This is a genomic window from Pseudomonas sp. TH31 (assembly GCF_016650815.1).
GTDB lineage: Bacteria > Pseudomonadota > Gammaproteobacteria > Pseudomonadales > Pseudomonadaceae > Aquipseudomonas.
The window spans coordinates 179281-196389 of the sequence record NZ_JAEKEZ010000033.1; the positions used below are offsets into that span (position 1 = coordinate 179281).

Sequence of the window (17109 nt, forward strand, 5' to 3'; positions counted from 1 at the left end):
TCTGGCCGCCCGTTTTTGCAGGTTTCTGAAGGCTTGCCCCTGGTGATATTTCCGGGGGTAGTACGGTGTAGCTAAGAAGACCTGTGGCCTTGCGTCAAGAAAATGGCCGATAAATGGTATGGCTATTTTGGTGATTACAAATAACTGATTTTTGGCGTGTCTATAAGTTATTGTTTGTAAAAAAAATCATCAAAAACCGCTGATACAAGGGCTTTCGATAGCTGGCTATCGGCTTACCAGCTCATCCTTATCCCGATGTTGCCGACGATTCCACGCAACTGATTGCTGTCAATATTGCTGGTGTAATCGGTACTGGCGTACACACTCACGGAGGAGGCGACGCTTCAGTAGGACCCCGACGCCAAGATCGGCAGACGAGGATCGTTGCTGAGTCTGGATCTGGTCGGCATGGTCGAACGTCACCGTGTCGGTGCCCGAAAAGGTGTGCCACAGATTCGCCCGCAGATAAGGTTCCAGAGGCCGGCCACTGATCTCATAGCGGGCCTTTAAGCGAGCGCCGAGGCGACCGGTCCAGGCACCGTCGGAGTCAAACGACACCCGTGAAATGCCGTCGTCCTGGCTGTCCAGGGAAATCTTCTGATGGATGACTTGTGCTTGCGGTTCAACCACCCAGTTGCCTGGCAACGCGATCGGGTAGCCGACCTCTGCCGAAAGGCTCAGGGCATGGCCGCGGTTGTCGATTTTGAGGCCGCGATCGGAACGGTTGTCGCCGTCAAACCGAGTGCCCATGGCCACGGTATCGAGGTACCAGCCTTCAGGATCGGTCAGCGTCCAATACAGGCCAAAGCTGTCGCCTTCCAGTTCCACATTACCGGCGTGCTGGCCTTCAAAGCCTTCGTTGAAACCGTCGACATCGCCCTGCAAACGGGTGTGGCCGACGAAGAACCCGGTGCGTTGGGTTTGCCCGCCCGAGGTCTGCGAACTGTACAGGTCGTTACCGACCTGAAAACCGTCCAACGAACCATTGAGCCGTGGCGTGACAGTGCCGGCCCAGGTCTGGTCGAAATTCTTGCCATACACTCGACCCCAGCCGGCGCCGAACGCCCCGGTTTCAGTGAGCAGTCGTTGATCGCCCTGACGATCATGGAAAGTGCCAAGGGCACTCAAGGTCAGTTGCGCGGCGGCGGGTGGCAGCACCGACCAGGTCGGGACTTCCGGTCGATACAGCGGAATCGGCGCAGCGCCCGGTACGGCAGCGGGTAATACCGGTAGCGTTGGAGCGCCGACCGCAACGATGATAGGTGGCAAGGATGGATCGGGGTTGGGAATGCTTATGATCGTCGGCGTCGCAGCTGCCACGGGTATCGCCACCACCGCAACGATGATCGGTGGCAAGGCTGGATCGGGGTTGGGAATGCTCATGACCGCTGGCGCGACCACCGCCGAGCGAAGGTACCAACTGTTTTCGGAGCCTGCGGTCACGCCACCCTTGAAGAGGCGGTAATCGTAAGCACCCGCCGACACCGGGCCCTTGAGGACAAACGCGGTGTTATCGCTGACCGCCGAGCCTTGGGCCTGGACCAACTGGATACCGTTCTGCAGGGTCAGACCGCCGACGCCGCCGAGGTTGGTGACACTGATCACAGTACTTCCGGTCAAGGTCCCGTCATTCACCACCAGTTTGTCGCTGGGGGAGCTGTCGTCGCCGACAACACTTTGCAACAGCAGTTGGCCGCCATTGCCAGCGTAGTTGCCTTGCACCGTCAGGGTGTCGTTGGTGCGAGTGTTGCCGCTGGCCAGGTCGATCACCCCGGCGTTGTTCAGGGTTGCGAATCGACCTGCGGTGAAGGGTGTGATGCTGCCCTGGGTGGACGTCAGCGTGCTGCTGCCATCAATGTTGAACACCCCGGTGCCGCTGATGCTGTCGCCAAGAACGACTTTACCGGCGAGGTTGAGTTGCGAGCCGTTGCTCAGATTGACCGTTTCCCAGTTGATGTAGCGGGCGGGGTTCGCAGAGTTGGTGTGATCAAAGGTCAACAGGTCATTGCCGGGACCGCCGTCAATACTCGGGGTGAGGGCGAGGGTGTTTTCATCCAGATTGCTCAACGTCGCACGGTCATTGCCGTCGCCCATCAGGATGGCTGAACGGATGATTCCGCCGCCATTCCAGACCAGAGTGTCGTCGCCAGTACTGGCGCGTATTTCGCCGACAATCTCGCCACCGGTGACGGTGATGCTGTCGTTACCGCCGCTGACGCTGATATTGCCGCCGATTCGCCCGCCCGAGACGATAATGGTATCCGTGCCAAACCCGGTGACCAGGTTGCCGAGGATCTGGCCGCCCGAGAGGTCGAAAATATTGTTATCGAGCTTCATGTCAACCCGGCCAATGGTCCCGCCAGTCATCCTCGCCACATCACCGTCTTCGAAAGCGCCGGTGATCGTGCCGCCCGTCATCAGGAAGGTATCGCGCCCGTCGCCTTGGGCGAGGGACTGAATCGTCCCGCCGCTCATGATGAAATTATCGATGCCGTTGCCTTGGCTGACGGCGCCAGTGATTTGCCCGGCGCTGATGCGCAGGCTGTCGTTGCCACTGCCCTGATCCAATTGACCGGTGAGGGTGCCGGAGTTCATTTCCACCGCGTCGCTGCCGGCACCGAAGGTCACATTGCCGTTGATCCGGCCGGTGCCATTGGCGGGGAAGGTCAGGCTGTTGTTGCCCGCCAGATCGGTCAATGCACCGCTGGTGCCGCTGTCGCAGGTGAATACATCGTTACCGGGGCCGGCAATCAATATGCAGGCACCGGAGGCTGGGGGCTGACGAAAATCAACAGTGAAACGGGTACAACGAAGACCTGCGGCAAAGTCCGCAGAAGCCCGATGTAACGACTCATGGTGAATCCCTGCTTTGAGTTTCGGGGATATCATCCTTGGTGGTTCGCCGGACTTTGAATTAACTCGATTTCATGAATTACGCGAGACCTGTGCCCTAACGACTTGAATCTGCTACTCCTTAGCTTTTTAAGGTGTAGACGCATTCTTGGGGTCTGGTCAGTGCGGCTGACGAATGGTTCGGTCAAAAGTATGAGTCAGAGGTGTATTTCCACCGCCAAGGGCAAATGGTCAGAGAGGTGGGTCCACGGTTTGTTGCCGAGAATTTTCGGTTGATGGCTGCTGGCATTGCGCAGGTAGATACGGTCAAGCTGCAACAGCGGAAAGCGGGCCGGGTAAGTCTTCGCGGGCTGCCCTTGGTGGCGTTCGAAGGCTTCGTGCAGGTATTCGCGCCGGGCGAGGGCGGCATTGCCTTGCAGTTGCCAGTCATTGAAATCACCGGCGATGATCACCGGTGCGTTGTCGGGCAGGGAATCGAGCAGTTGGCAGAGCAACTGCAACTGGCGATGGCTTTCGAGCAGGCTCAGGTGCACGCAAATCGCGTGGACTTCGGCGTGGCCCGGCACGTCCAGCACGCAGTGCAACAAGCCACGGCGCTCGGGGCCGGTGATCGAGACATCGAGGTTGCGATATTCGCGGATCGGGTATTTCGACAGCAGCGCGTTGCCGTGGTGCCCGTCGGGGTAGACCGCGTTGGGGCCATAGGCGAAATCACTCCACATGCTGTCGGCGAGGAACTCGTAGTGCGACACCTGCGGCCAGGCGTTGTAACGGGCAGAGTGCCGCTCGTGCTCACCGACTACTTCCTGGAGAAACACCAGGTCTGCCGAGGTGCTGCGTACCGCTTCGCGCAGTTCCGGAAGGATGGCGAGGTGCTGCAGCGCGGCGCCACGGCCGAGCTGTTTGGCTCGGCGTGGCATCCGTATACGCGGGAGTTGCTGGGACATCGTTCGCACAGAGTCCCTTGCAGGAGCGAAGCTTGCTCGCGAAGGCGGCTTAACATTCAACATTGAAGTTGACTGACATGCCGCCTTCGCGAGCAAGCTTCGCTCCTACAGTTGGTCGGTGATCAGAACGCGAAACACGAGCAGCCAAACGCGCCCCAAAACCCTTGGAAATCACTGACCGGCGCCGACGACATCCGCGCCTGTTGGTGACTGTGAGCATGCACCGCACACGCCCCGACACACTGGTGAACCTGTGCCGTCAGCGGCGCCAACGGTTTCCAGTGCCCCGGCACCTTGGCCACCGGCGACCACTGCGGCACCACCGGAATCGGCGGCGGTGAGAGCTTGTCGAACTCGACGGCGCCGTAGACGATCTTGCCATCGACGATGGTCAGCACCGATTCGATCCACTTGATCGCTTCGTCCTCGATGTGGAAGTAGTCCGCTGACAGTGCAATCAAGTCCGCCAGTTGCCCGACTTTGATCTGGCCTTTCTGGCCTTGCTCCGACGAGAACCAGGCGCTGCCGTGGGTGAACAGCTCCAGCGCCGTGTCGCGGCTCAAGCCTTGCGGGTACAGTTCCAGGCCACCGACGGTGCGGCCGCTGACCAGCCAGTACAGCGAAGTCCAGGGGTTGTAGCTCGACACGCGGGTGGCATCGGTGCCGGCGCCGACCGGGATACCTTCGGCGAGCATCCGGGCAATCGGCGGGGTGTGCTCGGCAGCTTTGGCGCCGTAACGGTTGACGAAGTATTCGCCCTGAAACGCCATGCGATCCTGAATCGCAATGCCGCCGCCCAGGGCTTTGACCCGCTCGATGTTCTGTGGGGTGATGGTTTCGGCATGGTCAAAGAACCATGGCAAGCCATCGAACGGAATGTCGCGGTTAACCTTCTCGAACACGTCGAGCATGCGGCCGATGGATTCGTTGTAAGTGGCGTGCAGGCGAAATGGCCAACGCTGTTCCACCAAGTGCCGCACCACCGGTTCCAGTTCCTGTTCCATGGTTTGCGGCAGGTCCGGGCGCGGCTCGAGGAAGTCTTCGAAATCCGCCGCCGAGAACACCAGCATTTCCCCGGCACCGTTGTGCCGCAGGAAGTCGTCGCCCTGACCGTAATGGGAGGTGCTGGTCCAGTTCTTGAAATCGCTCAGTTCTTCCTTGGGTTTCTGAGTGAACAGGTTGTAGGCGATGCGCACGGTGAGCTGTTTGTCGTTGGCCAGTTGCTGGATGACTTGATAGTCGTCCGGGTAATTCTGGTAACCGCCGCCGGCATCGATGGCGCTGGTGAGGCCGAGGCGATTGAGTTCACGCATGAATTGGCGGGTCGAGTTGACCTGATATTCCAGTGGCAACTTCGGCCCCTTGGCCAGGGTCGAGTAGAGAATCATCGCATTCGGCCGGGCGATCAGCATGCCGGTCGGGTCGCCATTGGCATCGCGCACGATCTCGCCACCCGGCGGGTTCGGCGTGTCGCGGGTGTAGCCGACCACTTTCAGCGCCGCGCGGTTGAGCAGGGCGCGGTCGTACAGGTGCAGGACGAACACCGGGGTGTCGGGTGCGGCTTTGTTCAGTTCTTCAATCGTCGGCAGGCGCTTTTCGGCGAACTGGAATTCGGTCCAGCCCCCACCACTCGCACCCACTGCGGCGTGGGTGTGCGGTCAGCCTGGTCCTTGAGCAGGCGCAAGGCATCGACTAGTGACGGCACGCCTTCCCAGCGCAGTTCGAGGTTGTAATTGAGGCCGCCGCGAATCAAGTGCAAGTGCGAGTCGTTGAGGCCGGGATCACCGTGCGACCGTGCAGGTCGATGATTTGCGTGCCGGGGCCTTGCAGGGCCATGGCCTGGGCATCGCTGCCGACCACCACGAAGCGTCCGTCCTTGATCGCGACGGCACTGGCCTGGGGTTTCTTGCGGTCGACGGTGTGCAGGCGTCCGTTGTACAGAATCAGATCGGCCGGGGCATCGGGCATGGTTTTACTCCCTGCGAAAAGTGGACTGACCCAGGCACCGGCGGTGCCTGCCGAAAGGCCATGCAGTACACGGCGGTGATTGAATCCGTCGTGGTCGTCAGGTGGGCTCATGGCAGTGTTCTCCGCATGACTCTTCGTAAAAGAAGTCGGATCGAACAGCCGATGTCTGACGCATGCGGCCAGAAGGAATATAGACCGCAAATCCGCTGGCAGCCTGTTTTAGGTCCCTGATAGATCAGTTAGATTCCTGCCCGCCCAAACAAGGATGTAGACGATGATTAAACTCAGTAACCCGAAAGGTATCTTGATCGCTGCGCTGATCGCCGTCGGCCTGGTCGGGACTTATCTGTATGCCAGTCAGGCCAGCGCTATCCCCGATACTGTCATGATGACGGCTGACTCTATGGGGAGGGTTGCAACGTTCGATGCGACAAAGTGAAATGGATGACGCCGGCACGTGCTAAACCAGGATGATCACGTAGGAGCTGCCGAAGGCTGCGATCTTTGATCTTGATCTTTTCGGCACCGATGAAGATCACAAGCAAGATCAAAAGATCGCAGCCTTCGGCAGCTCCTACGCTAGAAACGACGAATCCCGCCAGGCGGGATTCGTGTGCAGCCAGAGAGGCTCCCCAAGGCGGGAGCCGTCATCTTACGACGGGAATAGCTCGGACAGTTTCATCGCCAGCATCATGTCGCCTTCAGCGCGCAGCTTGCCACCCATGAACGCTTGCATGCCGTCGGTCGAACCGTCGACGATGCCTTCCAGGGTTTCAGCGTCCATGACCAGGGTCACTTGAGCGTCCGGGTTGACCCCTTCTTGCAGGTCGCAAGTGCCGTCTTTAACGATCAGCGAGAAGTTTTTGTCTTCGTCGATGCGGAAACCGAATACCAGGTCCAGGCCGGCAGCAGCGGCTGGGTTGAACTTGGCTTTCATTGCTTGTACGGCATCAGCTACGGAGGTCATGGTTCGATCCTTTCTTGGGTAATTAGAGCTGGGTGATTACAGCCAGGGTCACAATAGTCCGGACTCAGCGAAACGTGATGAGTTCCGGGGCCTTCAGCAGTTGCAGGTGAGCATGACTGTTGAAGGAAGCCAGAGCCACCTCGCGACCACGAAACTTCAGTTGGTTGAGCGAGGTGTTGACGATTTGCCAGTTGAGTTCAAAAGCCTGCCGGGCAGGCATTTGCGTAATGAGGTGGAGCAGGGCAGTGATGGTGCCGCCGGAGGTGAACACGGCGATTTTCTGGGTGTTGTCGGCTTGTTCAAGGATGCGGTTCAGTCCGCCTTGCACGCGTTCGACAAACCCCAGCCAGCTTTCCAGGCCCGGTGTGTCGTAAGTGCCGGCCAGCCAGCGCTCGATGATCAGGGCGAAAATACGCTGGAACTCAGCACGGTTTTGCGCGGCGTTGCGCAGGATGTCCAGCGCCTCGGGTTCGTCGGCCAGCATGGCCGGCAGCAGGGCGCGAATCACCGCGTCGGCGTCGAATTCATTGAACGCGCAATCGATTTCCAGCATTGGCACCGGCAGGCCCACCGCGGCGTACTGTACCAGCGCGCTGTTGGCAGTATGTTGCTGACGGCGCAAGTCTCCCGACAGGCAGCGATCGAAGCTGATACCGAGCTCAGCGAGGTGCTGGCCGAGGATTTCTGCCTGGCGAATACCGGTCGGCGACAGGACGTCGTAGTCGTCTGCACCAAAGGAGGCCTGGCCATGTCGAATCAAATAGATGCTGCCCACGTCCGCGTCATCCCGGTACGTTGAAGGTTTGGCGAGGTTATGAGGATGGCAGTGAGCTGTCAATGAAAAAACATACGCTTGTTTGAAATGCCCGTTACAGGCCTGTTGCCAGCGCTTTCACGGCTGGCCCCAAAGGCGGGGCATGGGTATGCTGGCGTCATCCCGCGCGCGCGTATATGCGGCGCATTGCATTAAAGGAGTCCTGTGTGGAGTTTTTTGCCGAGTACGCCAGTTTTCTGGCCAAGACCGTGACACTGGTGATCGCCATTCTGGTGGTGCTGGCCAGTTTCGCGGCATTGCGCAGCAAAGGTCGGCGCAAGTCAGCCGGTCAGTTGCAGGTCAGCAAACTCAATGATTTCTACAAAGGGCTGCGCGAACGCCTGGAGCAAACTCTGCTCGACAAGGACCAACTCAAGGCCCTGCGCAAGTCCCAGGCTAAAACCGAGAAAAAACAGAAGAAAAAACCCGAAGCCAAAGGCCGGGTGTTCGTGCTGGATTTCGACGGCGACATCAAGGCTTCCGCCACCGAAAGCCTGCGCCATGAAATCACCGCGCTCCTGACCCTCGCGACCCCCAGGGACGAAGTGGTTCTGCGTCTGGAAAGTGGTGGCGGCATGGTTCACAGCTATGGCCTGGCATCGTCACAACTGGCGCGCATCCGTGAGGCCGGTGTGCCGCTGACCGTGTGCATCGACAAAGTCGCGGCCAGCGGCGGCTACATGATGGCGTGCATCGGCGAGAAAATTATCAGCGCGCCGTTCGCCATCCTCGGCTCCATCGGCGTGGTGGCGCAGTTGCCCAACGTCAACCGCTTGCTGAAAAAGCATGACATCGACTTTGAAGTCCTGACCGCCGGTGAGTACAAGCGCACACTGACGGTATTTGGCGAAAACACCGAGAAGGGCCGGGAAAAGTTTCAGGAAGACCTGGACATCACCCACCAATTGTTCAAGAACTTCGTCTCCCGCTACCGTCCGCAATTGGCCATCAATGAAGTGGCCACCGGTGAAGTCTGGCTCGGTGTCGCGGCACTGGACAAGCAACTGGTGGACGAACTCAAGACCAGTGACGAATACCTCGCCGAACGCGCCAAGGGCGCCGAGCTGTTCCACTTGCATTACGCCGAGCGCAAGAGCTTGCAGGAACGAGTTGGCCTGGCTGCCAGTGGCTCGATTGATCGCGTACTGTTGACCTGGTGGAGCCGACTGACCCAACAACGCTTCTGGTAATGCTCCTTGAAAACCCGGTCACTGTCGGTGATCGGGTCTAATGAGAGGGTCCGTCTGACCGAGAAGCCCTGCAGGTTTACGCTTGCAGGGCTTTTCTCGTTTTCGGCGCAGGATCTCTCATGAATACGATGACGCTTCTGGGTATCGACATTGGCAAACACCGCTTCCATTTGCACGGCCGATTTGCGAGTGAACGACACAGCGCTGCAGGAACGTGTGCGGCATAGGGTTGACGAGCTGGACGCGTCACCGGGGCTGTGCCGCGACCTGTTCGAGGAGGTGCAATGGCCGGCGATTGATGGAGATGATTCGTTTGCCGGTTTCGTGCGGCTGTGAAGGTTCAATCGCTGAGTACGGGAGTGCTGCTGCGGGAAAAAATTCGCGGTAATGACTTTCTCCAGGCGAAAAAAAACCTCGAGCTCCGGCACACTGGCCAAGACTCAAGGCTTTTTGACAGTCAGCGGCGACGGAACAGCGGCAGCGGTTCGTCGGTCGCGGCCTGGTACGTCACCGAGAAGTCCTTGAGGCTATCAAGGGCTTCGTACGGGTCTTTATCGGCGCGCAACGCAAAGGCGTCGAAACCGCAGCGGCGCAGGTAGAACAACTGGTCGCGCAGAATATCGCCAATTGCCCGCAGTTCGCCCTTGAAACCATAACGGTCACGCAGCAGGCGGGCGTTGGAGTAGTTACGGCCATCGGTGAAGGCCGGGAAGTTCAGGGCAATCACCTTGAACTGATCGACCTCGTCACCGATTTCCTCGGCTTCTTCATCGGCGTCCAGCCACACACCCAGGCCGCCATCGCGGGCCTTGAGCATACGGCTGTGTTCGCGCCACAGCGCCAGTGGCACGATCAGGTCGTCGCAGTTGCTGATCTCGTCGATGTTGAAGTCCTTGGGCAGCAAGTGCCAGGTTTCGTCGACGACTTCGTTGTTCTTAATGATTCGCTGCATAGACGCGCTCCTTGAAGAGGTCGATGCCAATACGTTGATAGGTGTCGATGAAGCGCTCGTCTTCGGTACGTTGTTCGATGTACACGTTGATCAGCTTTTCGATCACATCAGGCATGGCTTCCTGGGCAAAGGACGGGCCGAGGATCTTGCCCAGGCTGGCGTCACGGCTGGCGCTGCCACCCAGGGACACCTGGTAGAACTCTTCGCCTTTCTTGTCCACCCCGAGGATGCCGATGTGGCCGACGTGGTGGTGACCACAGGCGTTCATGCAACCGGAGATGTTCAGGTCCAGTTCGCCGATGTCGAACAGGTAGTCCAGGTTGTCGAAACGACGCTGGATCGATTCGGCAATCGGGATCGACTTGGCGTTGGCCAGGGAGCAGAAATCACCGCCAGGGCAGCAGATGATATCGGTCAGCAAGCCGATGTTCGGCGTAGCAAAACCTTGCTCGCGCAACTCGCCCCACAGGGTGAACAACTGAGCCTGTTCGACGTCGGCCAGGATGATGTTCTGCTCGTGGGAGGTGCGCAGTTGACCGAAGCTGTAACGCTCGGCCAGGTCGGCCACCGCGTCGAGCTGCTTGTCGGTGATGTCGCCCGGTGCAACACCGGTCGGCTTCAGGGACAGGGTCACGGCCACATAGCCCGGCTTCTTGTGCGCCAGGGTGTTGCGGGTGCGCCAGCGAGCGAAGCCGGCGTGTTCTTTGTCGAGGTCGGCCAGTGCCTGGGACTGGTTGTCCAGGGCCTTGTAATCCGGGTCGACGAAGTGTTTGGCGACGCGATGCACTTCGGCCTCGGTCAGCGTGGTCTGGCCACCGCGAAGGTGTTCCATTTCCGCGTCGACTTTTTGCGCGAAGACTTCAGGGGTCAAGGCTTTGACGAGGATTTTGATCCGCGCCTTGTACTTGTTGTCGCGACGGCCGTAGCGGTTATAAACCCGCAGGATGGCGTCGAGGTAGCTCAACAGGTCCTGCCACGGCAGGAACTCATTGATGAACGCACCCACCACGGGGGTACGGCCCAGGCCACCACCGACCAGCACACGGAAACCGAGTTCACCCGCAGCGTTGTGTACCGGCTCGAGGCCGATGTCATGGACTTCGATGGCCGCACGGTCAGACGTCGAACCGTTGATGGCGATCTTGAACTTGCGCGGCAGGTAAGCGAATTCCGGGTGGAACGTGGTCCACTGGCGGACGATTTCGCACCACGGACGCGGGTCGATCAACTCGTCGGCAGCGACACCGGCGAACTGGTCGGTGGTGACGTTGCGCAGGCAGTTACCGCTGGTCTGGATTGCGTGCATCTGCACGGTCGCCAGCTCAGCCAGGATGTCCGGAATGTCTTCCAGCGCCGGCCAGTTGAACTGCACGTTCTGCCGGGTGCTGATGTGGGCATAGCCCTTGTCATAGTCACGGGCAATCTTGGCCATCATTCGCGTCTGGCGCGAAGTCAGTTGGCCGTAAGGCACCGCGACCCGCAACATCGGCGCGAAACGCTGGATGTAAAGGCCATTTTGCAGGCGCAGGGGGCGGAATTCTTCTTCGCTCAGCTCGCCTGCCAGATAGCGTCGGGTCTGATCACGGAACTGCTTGACGCGGTCCTCGATGATCCGCTGATCGTACTCGTCGTATACGTACATATAAGTCCTGTTCTCAGGCTTGGGCCGGTCGGTTCCAGTTGCGTTTTTCGCTTGCTGACGTTTCCGATACTGCCTCGGCAATTCTGCGCGCACGGCCGCGCACTCCCTACGGAGCCGGGGCAAGATACCAGTTTGCAGTTATGCGCAAAAGTGATGTTTGAGTATATGTAAAGAACCAAAATAACTAACGAGAGCCGTTATTGCTAAACCCTTATTTGTGGTGCGGGCAATCGTCGTCTTTACTGTGGTCGAGTCTTTATGCAATCACCGATAAAACCGACAAGAGGCGATGCAATGAGCAACCCAACCAAAGCAAGGAAAAGCGATAGCACGGTCGATGCCTGGGCGATTTTGTTCCTGATCATCCTGGTCGTGGGCACGGCAGTATTTTGGGTCGCGCATCTATAAACGACCCCGTCCGGGCCTGGTTCCGACGATTGTCGGACAAAAACCGGAATCAGCGCAGTTTGCCGGCAGTTCGGGGGCTATAATGCGCGCCATTTTTCCGGGGCTCGGATGATCCAATGTTCAAGTTTTTCTACACCTGCCTGCTGATGTGCGGCGCAGTCTACGGACCCGGCGTGCGCGCGGAATCGGTGTTGTTCCTGAACCCGGGCTCCACTCAGGAAAGATTTTGGGTCAGCTACTCGCAATTCATGCAGGCGGCCGCCAAGGACCTGGGCATGGATCTGCAGATTCTTTATTCCCAACGCATGCCCGAAGTGACGATTGCCCAGGCCCGAGAGGCATTGCAGGGGCCCAATCGTCCGGACTATCTGGTATTCGCCAATGAACAATACGTCGCCCCGCAAATCCTGCGCCTGGCCCAAGGCAGCGGCGTGAAACTGTTTATGGTCAACGCATCCCTGACCGACAATCAGTTGCGCCTGCTGGGGGAGCGCCCGGATCGATTGGGTAGCCTGGTGCCCAACGACGAGGAGGGCGGCTACCTGATGCTCAAGGAACTGATTCGCCAGCATCCACCGGCAACGCCTGGCCAACCCATCGAGTTACTGGCGTTTTCCGGCCTGAAGATCACCCCTTCGGCGCAACTGCGCGAAAAAGGCATGCTGCGCGCCTTGGCTGAACACCCTGAGGTGCGCTTGCGCCAATTGGTCTACAGCGGCTGGACCCGTGAGCGCGCCTATGAACAGGCGAAACTGCTGTTTCGGCGCTACCCCGAGGTATCGCTGGTGTGGTCCGCCAATGACGAGATGGCGTTCGGTGCCATGCAGGCGTATTCGGAGACGGGAGGCACGCCGGGAAAGGGGGCTTGTTCGGTGCTTTCAATACCTCGCCCGCAGCCTTGAACGCCCTGGTCGACGGCCGTTTGAGCGTGTTATTGGGTGGGCACTTTACGCTCGGTGGCTGGGCGCTGGTGCAATTGCATGATTACGATCAAGGCGTGGACGTGAACCAATACGGCGGTCGTGACCGGCAGATTCCGTTATTGCAACTGATCGACAAGGCCCAAGCCAAGCGGCTGCTGGCCAAGGGCGATTCACCGGATTTCGGTGTGAACTTCCGGCTCCTGTCGGCCAAGGGGCGACCGATCTCCTATCGCTACCCGTTCAGCCTGCAAACGTTGATGCGCTGAAACCGCGTCACACCCCGGCCAGGTGCAGCACCAGTTTCACGATGCCAAACAGCGTCAGCGCGAATACCGCTGTGAACAGTATCCCCATAATCACGAAATGACTCGGCTTGCCATGGGTAAAGTCCCGGGCGCGATTCTTCCCGCTCTGCACCCCGAACGCCGCGGCTATCACGCTGTGCAGCATCTGCAGGAAGGTCGGTGGCTTGTTGTCGACTGGATCGTCCATAAATCCCCCGTCACGTATGTATGAGCCGTAAGCATAGACAACAGACACGAATCCTGTAGGAGCGAGGATTTGTGACCGCCCCAAAACCACTGTGGGAGCGAGCCTGCTCGCGAAGGGGCCATCACATTCAACATCATCGTTGAGTGTCACACCGCCTTCGCGAGCAGGCTCGCTCCCACAGGGTATTTGTGTTGGCCACTGTGTTGTGGCCAGTCCGTGAGCTTAGTTGTCGTACCCGAGGTTCGGGGCCAGCCAGCGCTCAGTCACGCTCAATTCCTGCCCTTTGCGCGAGGTATAGCTCTGCACCTGGTCCTTGTCGATCTTGCCCACGGCAAAGTACTGCGCCTGCGGGTGGGCGAAGTACCAGCCGCTGACCGCTGCCGCCGGGAACATCGCATAGTGTTCGGTGAGGAACACGCCGCTGCGACCGGCGTGCATTTCGCTGGCTTCGGGGTCGAGCAGGGCAAACAGCGTGCCTTTCTCGGCGTGATCCGGGCAGGCCGGGTAGCCTGGTGCCGGGCGGATGCCGGTGTATTGCTCCTTGATCAGCGCCTCGTTGTCCAGCGTCTCGTCCTTGGCATAACCCCAGTGTTCTTTACGCACCTGTTGGTGCAGCCACTCGGCGCAGGCCTCGGCCAACCGGTCGGCGAGGGCCTTGACCATGATCGAGTTGTAATCGTCGCCTGCGTCCTGGTAAGCCTTGGCCACTTCTTCGGCACCGATCCCGGCGGTAGTAATGAAACCACCCACGTAGTCGGTCACTTCGCTGTCTTTAGGCGCCACAAAGTCGGCCAGGGAGAAGTTCGGCTTGCCGTCAGTCTTGATGATCTGTTGGCGCAGGTGATGCAGCTTCGCCAATGGCTTGCCGTCATCGCCGTAGACTTCGATGTCATCGTCGCGCACCTGGTTGGCTGGCCAGAAGCCGAACACCGCGCGGGCACTGATCAGTTTCTCGTCGATCAGCTTGGCGAGCATGTCCTTGGCGTCGGCGTACAGCGCGGTGGCGGCTTCACCGACCACTTCGTCTTCGAGAATGCGCGGGAACTTGCCGGCCAGGTCCCAGGAGATAAAGAACGGCGTCCAGTCGATGTATTCGGCCAGCACCTTCAGGTCAATATTGTCCAACACGCGAGAACCGGTGAAGGTCGGCTTGACCGGCGCATAAGTGCTCCAGTCGAACTGCGGCTTCTTGGCGATGGCCGCCGGGTAGCTCAAGCGTTCGGTGCGGGCGCTGCGGTTGGCGGTGCGCTCGCGGACTTCGATGTATTCCAGGCGCGTCTTCTCGACAAACGCCGGCTTCAATTCCTTGGACAGCAACTGCGTCGCCACGCCCACGGCGCGGGAGGCGTCGGTGACGTAGATCACCGCGTCGTTGCTGTACTTCGGCTCGATCTTCACCGCGGTGTGGGCTTTGGAGGTGGTCGCGCCACCGATCATCAACGGCAGGTGGAAGTCCTGGCGCTGCATCTCGCGAGCCACGTGGACCATTTCGTCCAGCGAAGGCGTGATCAGGCCAGACAGGCCGATGATGTCGCACTTCTGTTCCTTGGCGACCTGCAGGATCTTCTCCGCCGGTACCATCACGCCGAGGTCGACGATGTCATAGCCGTTGCAACCCAGCACCACGCCAACGATGTTCTTGCCGATGTCGTGCACGTCACCCTTGACCGTGGCCATGAGGATCTTGCCCTTGGCTTCGGGCTTGTCGCCTTTTTCCAGTTCGATGAACGGGATCAAGTGCGCCACGGCCTGCTTCATCACGCGGGCGGATTTCACCACTTGTGGCAGGAACATTTTGCCGGCGCCGAACAGGTCGCCGACGATGTTCATGCCGGACATCAGCGGGCCTTCGATCACTTCGATCGGGCGGGCAAACGACTGACGGGATTCTTCGGTGTCTTCAACAATGTGCGTGGTAATGCCTTTGACCAGCGCATGTTCCAGGCGTTTGTTGACGGGCCAGCCACGCCATTCCTCGGTCTCGGCTTCCTTGACGCTGCCGTCGCCCTTGTACTTGTCGGCGATGGCGAGGAGGGCGTCGGTGCCTTCCGGGGTGCGGTTGAGCACCACGTCTTCCACGGCGTCACGCAGTTCGGCCGGGATCTGGTCGTAGATCTCCAGTTGGCCGGCGTTGACAATACCCATGGTCAGGCCATTGCGGATCGCATACAGCAGGAACACCGAGTGGATCGCCTCGCGCACCGGGTTGTTGCCGCGGAACGAGAACGACACGTTGGACACGCCGCCGGAGGTCAGCGCGTACGGCAGTTCGTCGCGGATGTAGGCGCAGGCATTGATGAAGTCCACGGCGTAGTTGTTGTGTTCTTCGATGCCAGTGGCCACGGCGAAGATGTTCGGGTCGAAGATGATGTCTTCCGGCGGGAAGCCGACTTCGTTGACCAGAATGTCGTAGGAGCGTTTGCAGATTTCTTTCTTGCGCGCTTCGGTGTCGGCCTGACCCGCTTCGTCGAACGCCATCACCACGACTGCGGCGCCGTAGCGCTTGCACAGTTTGGCGTGATGAATGAACTGCTCGACGCCTTCCTTCATGCTGATCGAGTTGACGATGCCCTTGCCCTGGATGCATTTCAGGCCGGCTTCAATCACTTCCCACTTGGAGGAGTCGATCATGATCGGTACGCGGGAGATGTCCGGTTCACCGGCAATCAGATTGAGGAAGGTCACCATGGCCTTCTTCGAATCGAGCATCCCTTCGTCCATGTTGATGTCGATCACCTGGGCGCCGGCTTCGACCTGTTGCAAGGCGACTTCCAGGGCTTCGGTGTAGTTGTCTTCACGGATCAGCCGGGCGAACTTGGCGGAACCGGTGATGTTGGTCCGTTCGCCGACGTTGACGAACAACGAGCTGCGATCGATGGTGAACGGTTCCAGGCCCGACAAGCGGCAAGCCTTCGGGATTTCGGGGATTTCACGTGGCGCGTAACCGGCTACCGCTTTGGCGATGGCTTCGATGTGGCCCGGGTGGTGCCGCAACAGCCGCCGACGATGTTCAGAAAGCCGCTTTGGGCGAACTCTTCGATGACCTTGGCGGTTTCCGACGGCAATTCGTCGTACTCGCCGAACTCGTTCGGCAGGCCGGCGTTCGGGTGCGCCGAGACGTGGGTGTTGGCCTTGTTCGACAGCTCTTCCAGGTACGGACGCAATTCGCTGGCGCCGAGGGCGCAGTTCAGGCCCACCGAGATCGGCTTGGCGTGGGCCACGGAGTTCCAGAACGCTTCAGTGGTCTGGCCAGAGAGGGTCCGGCCGGAGGCGTCGGTGATAGTGCCGGAAATCATGATCGGCAACTCGATGCCCAACTCTTCGAAAACCCCTTGCACGGCGAAGATCGCGGCTTTGGCGTTCAAGGTGTCGAAGATGGTTTCGATCAGGATCAGGTCGGCGCCGCCTTCGATCAGGCCTTTGGTGGCCTCGGTGTAGTTTTCCACCAGTTCATCGAAGGTCACGTTGCGGTAGCCGGGGTTGTTCACGTCGGGGGACAGCGAGCAGGTGCGGCTGGTCGGCCCGATCACGCCGGCGACGAAACGCGGCTTTTCCGGGGTTTCCAGGGTCTTGGCATCGGCGATTTTGCGGGCCAGGCGCGCGCCTTCTACGTTTAGCTCGTACGCGAGGCCTTGCATGCCGTAGTCTGCAAGGGAGACTTGGGTGGCGTTAAAGGTGTTGGTTTCCAGAATGTCGGCGCCGGCATCCAGGTAGGCTTTTTCGATCGCCCCGATCACGTCCGGGCGGGTTAACACCAGCAGGTCGTTGTTGCCTTTGACATCGCTCGGCCAGTCGGCGAAACGTTTGCCACGGTAATCCTGCTCTTCGAGCTTGTAGCTCTGGATCATCGTGCCCATGCCGCCGTCGAGAATCAGGATGCGCTCTTTGAGGGCGTGCTTGAGAGCTTGAAGGCGAACACTGCGATCGGACATTTGGACTACTCGGAAAGACCA

At 59.5% G+C, this 17109-nt stretch carries 9 protein-coding genes and 4 pseudogenes; 4 read left to right on the forward strand and 9 right to left on the reverse strand.

The window, feature by feature from the left end; genetic code table 11:
• Nucleotides 1-233: 233 nt before the first annotated feature.
• The 3 genes and pseudogenes from JFV26_RS26490 to JFV26_RS26500 form a co-directional block, all read right to left on the reverse strand.
• A pseudogene (locus JFV26_RS26490) lies at nucleotides 234-2778 on the reverse strand (autotransporter family protein); the annotation flags it as partial.
• Nucleotides 2779-3050: 272 nt separating this feature from the next.
• The gene (locus tag JFV26_RS26495) at nucleotides 3051-3773 is read right to left on the reverse strand and encodes an endonuclease/exonuclease/phosphatase family protein (RefSeq protein WP_342215491.1); all 723 of its coding nucleotides are present in this window, start codon (nucleotides 3771-3773) and stop codon (nucleotides 3051-3053) included.
• 149 nt (nucleotides 3774-3922) lie between these two features.
• Nucleotides 3923-5768 (reverse strand): annotated as a pseudogene (locus JFV26_RS26500) (amidohydrolase).
• Nucleotides 5769-6042: 274 nt separating this feature from the next.
• On the opposite strand from JFV26_RS26500, the gene JFV26_RS26505 reads away from it, so the two are divergent.
• Complete coding sequence (locus tag JFV26_RS26505; protein WP_201196487.1) at nucleotides 6043-6207, forward strand: hypothetical protein; 165 nt, start codon at nucleotides 6043-6045, stop codon at nucleotides 6205-6207.
• Between the two features lie 213 nt (nucleotides 6208-6420).
• Here the strand turns inward: JFV26_RS26505 and JFV26_RS26510 are convergent, their stop codons facing one another.
• Nucleotides 6421-6735 carry an SCP2 sterol-binding domain-containing protein gene (locus tag JFV26_RS26510; RefSeq protein ID WP_201196489.1) on the reverse strand — a complete coding sequence of 105 codons (315 nt, stop codon included), beginning with the start codon at nucleotides 6733-6735 and terminating at the stop codon, nucleotides 6421-6423.
• Between the two features lie 64 nt (nucleotides 6736-6799).
• The gene (locus tag JFV26_RS26515; RefSeq protein WP_201196490.1) at nucleotides 6800-7510 is read right to left on the reverse strand and encodes a histidine phosphatase family protein; all 711 of its coding nucleotides are present in this window, start codon (nucleotides 7508-7510) and stop codon (nucleotides 6800-6802) included.
• Nucleotides 7511-7716: 206 nt separating this feature from the next.
• Between JFV26_RS26515 and sohB the strand changes: the two genes are divergently transcribed.
• Together sohB and JFV26_RS26525 are read left to right on the forward strand one after the other, a co-directional pair.
• Nucleotides 7717-8739 carry a protease SohB gene (gene sohB, locus JFV26_RS26520; protein WP_201196492.1) on the forward strand — a complete coding sequence of 341 codons (1023 nt, stop codon included), beginning with the start codon at nucleotides 7717-7719 and terminating at the stop codon, nucleotides 8737-8739.
• Nucleotides 8740-8928: 189 nt separating this feature from the next.
• Nucleotides 8929-9075 (forward strand): hypothetical protein, encoded by a 147-nt coding sequence (locus tag JFV26_RS26525; protein ID WP_201196494.1) that lies wholly within the window; start codon nucleotides 8929-8931, stop codon nucleotides 9073-9075.
• A 121-nt stretch (nucleotides 9076-9196) separates the two neighbouring features.
• On the opposite strand, the gene JFV26_RS26530 is transcribed toward JFV26_RS26525, so the two are convergent.
• Nucleotides 9197-9691 (reverse strand): DUF934 domain-containing protein, encoded by a 495-nt coding sequence (locus JFV26_RS26530; protein WP_201196496.1) that lies wholly within the window; start codon nucleotides 9689-9691, stop codon nucleotides 9197-9199.
• The gene (locus tag JFV26_RS26535) at nucleotides 9675-11333 is read right to left on the reverse strand and encodes a nitrite/sulfite reductase (protein ID WP_201196500.1); all 1659 of its coding nucleotides are present in this window, start codon (nucleotides 11331-11333) and stop codon (nucleotides 9675-9677) included. The genes JFV26_RS26530 and JFV26_RS26535 overlap by 17 nt, the downstream gene beginning before the upstream one ends.
• 524 nt (nucleotides 11334-11857) lie before the next feature.
• Between JFV26_RS26535 and JFV26_RS26540 the strand changes: the two are divergent.
• Nucleotides 11858-12930 (forward strand): annotated as a pseudogene (locus JFV26_RS26540) (ABC transporter substrate-binding protein).
• A gap of 7 nt (nucleotides 12931-12937) precedes the next feature.
• Here JFV26_RS26540 and JFV26_RS26545 read toward each other — a convergent pair.
• Together JFV26_RS26545 and metH are read right to left on the reverse strand one after the other, a co-directional pair.
• Nucleotides 12938-13156: a DUF2970 domain-containing protein gene (locus JFV26_RS26545; protein WP_201196501.1), complete on the reverse strand. Its 219-nt coding sequence runs from the start codon at nucleotides 13154-13156 to the stop codon at nucleotides 12938-12940.
• A 222-nt stretch (nucleotides 13157-13378) separates the two neighbouring features.
• Nucleotides 13379-17088 (reverse strand): annotated as a pseudogene (gene metH, locus JFV26_RS26550) (methionine synthase).
• Nucleotides 17089-17109: the final 21 nt, after the last annotated feature.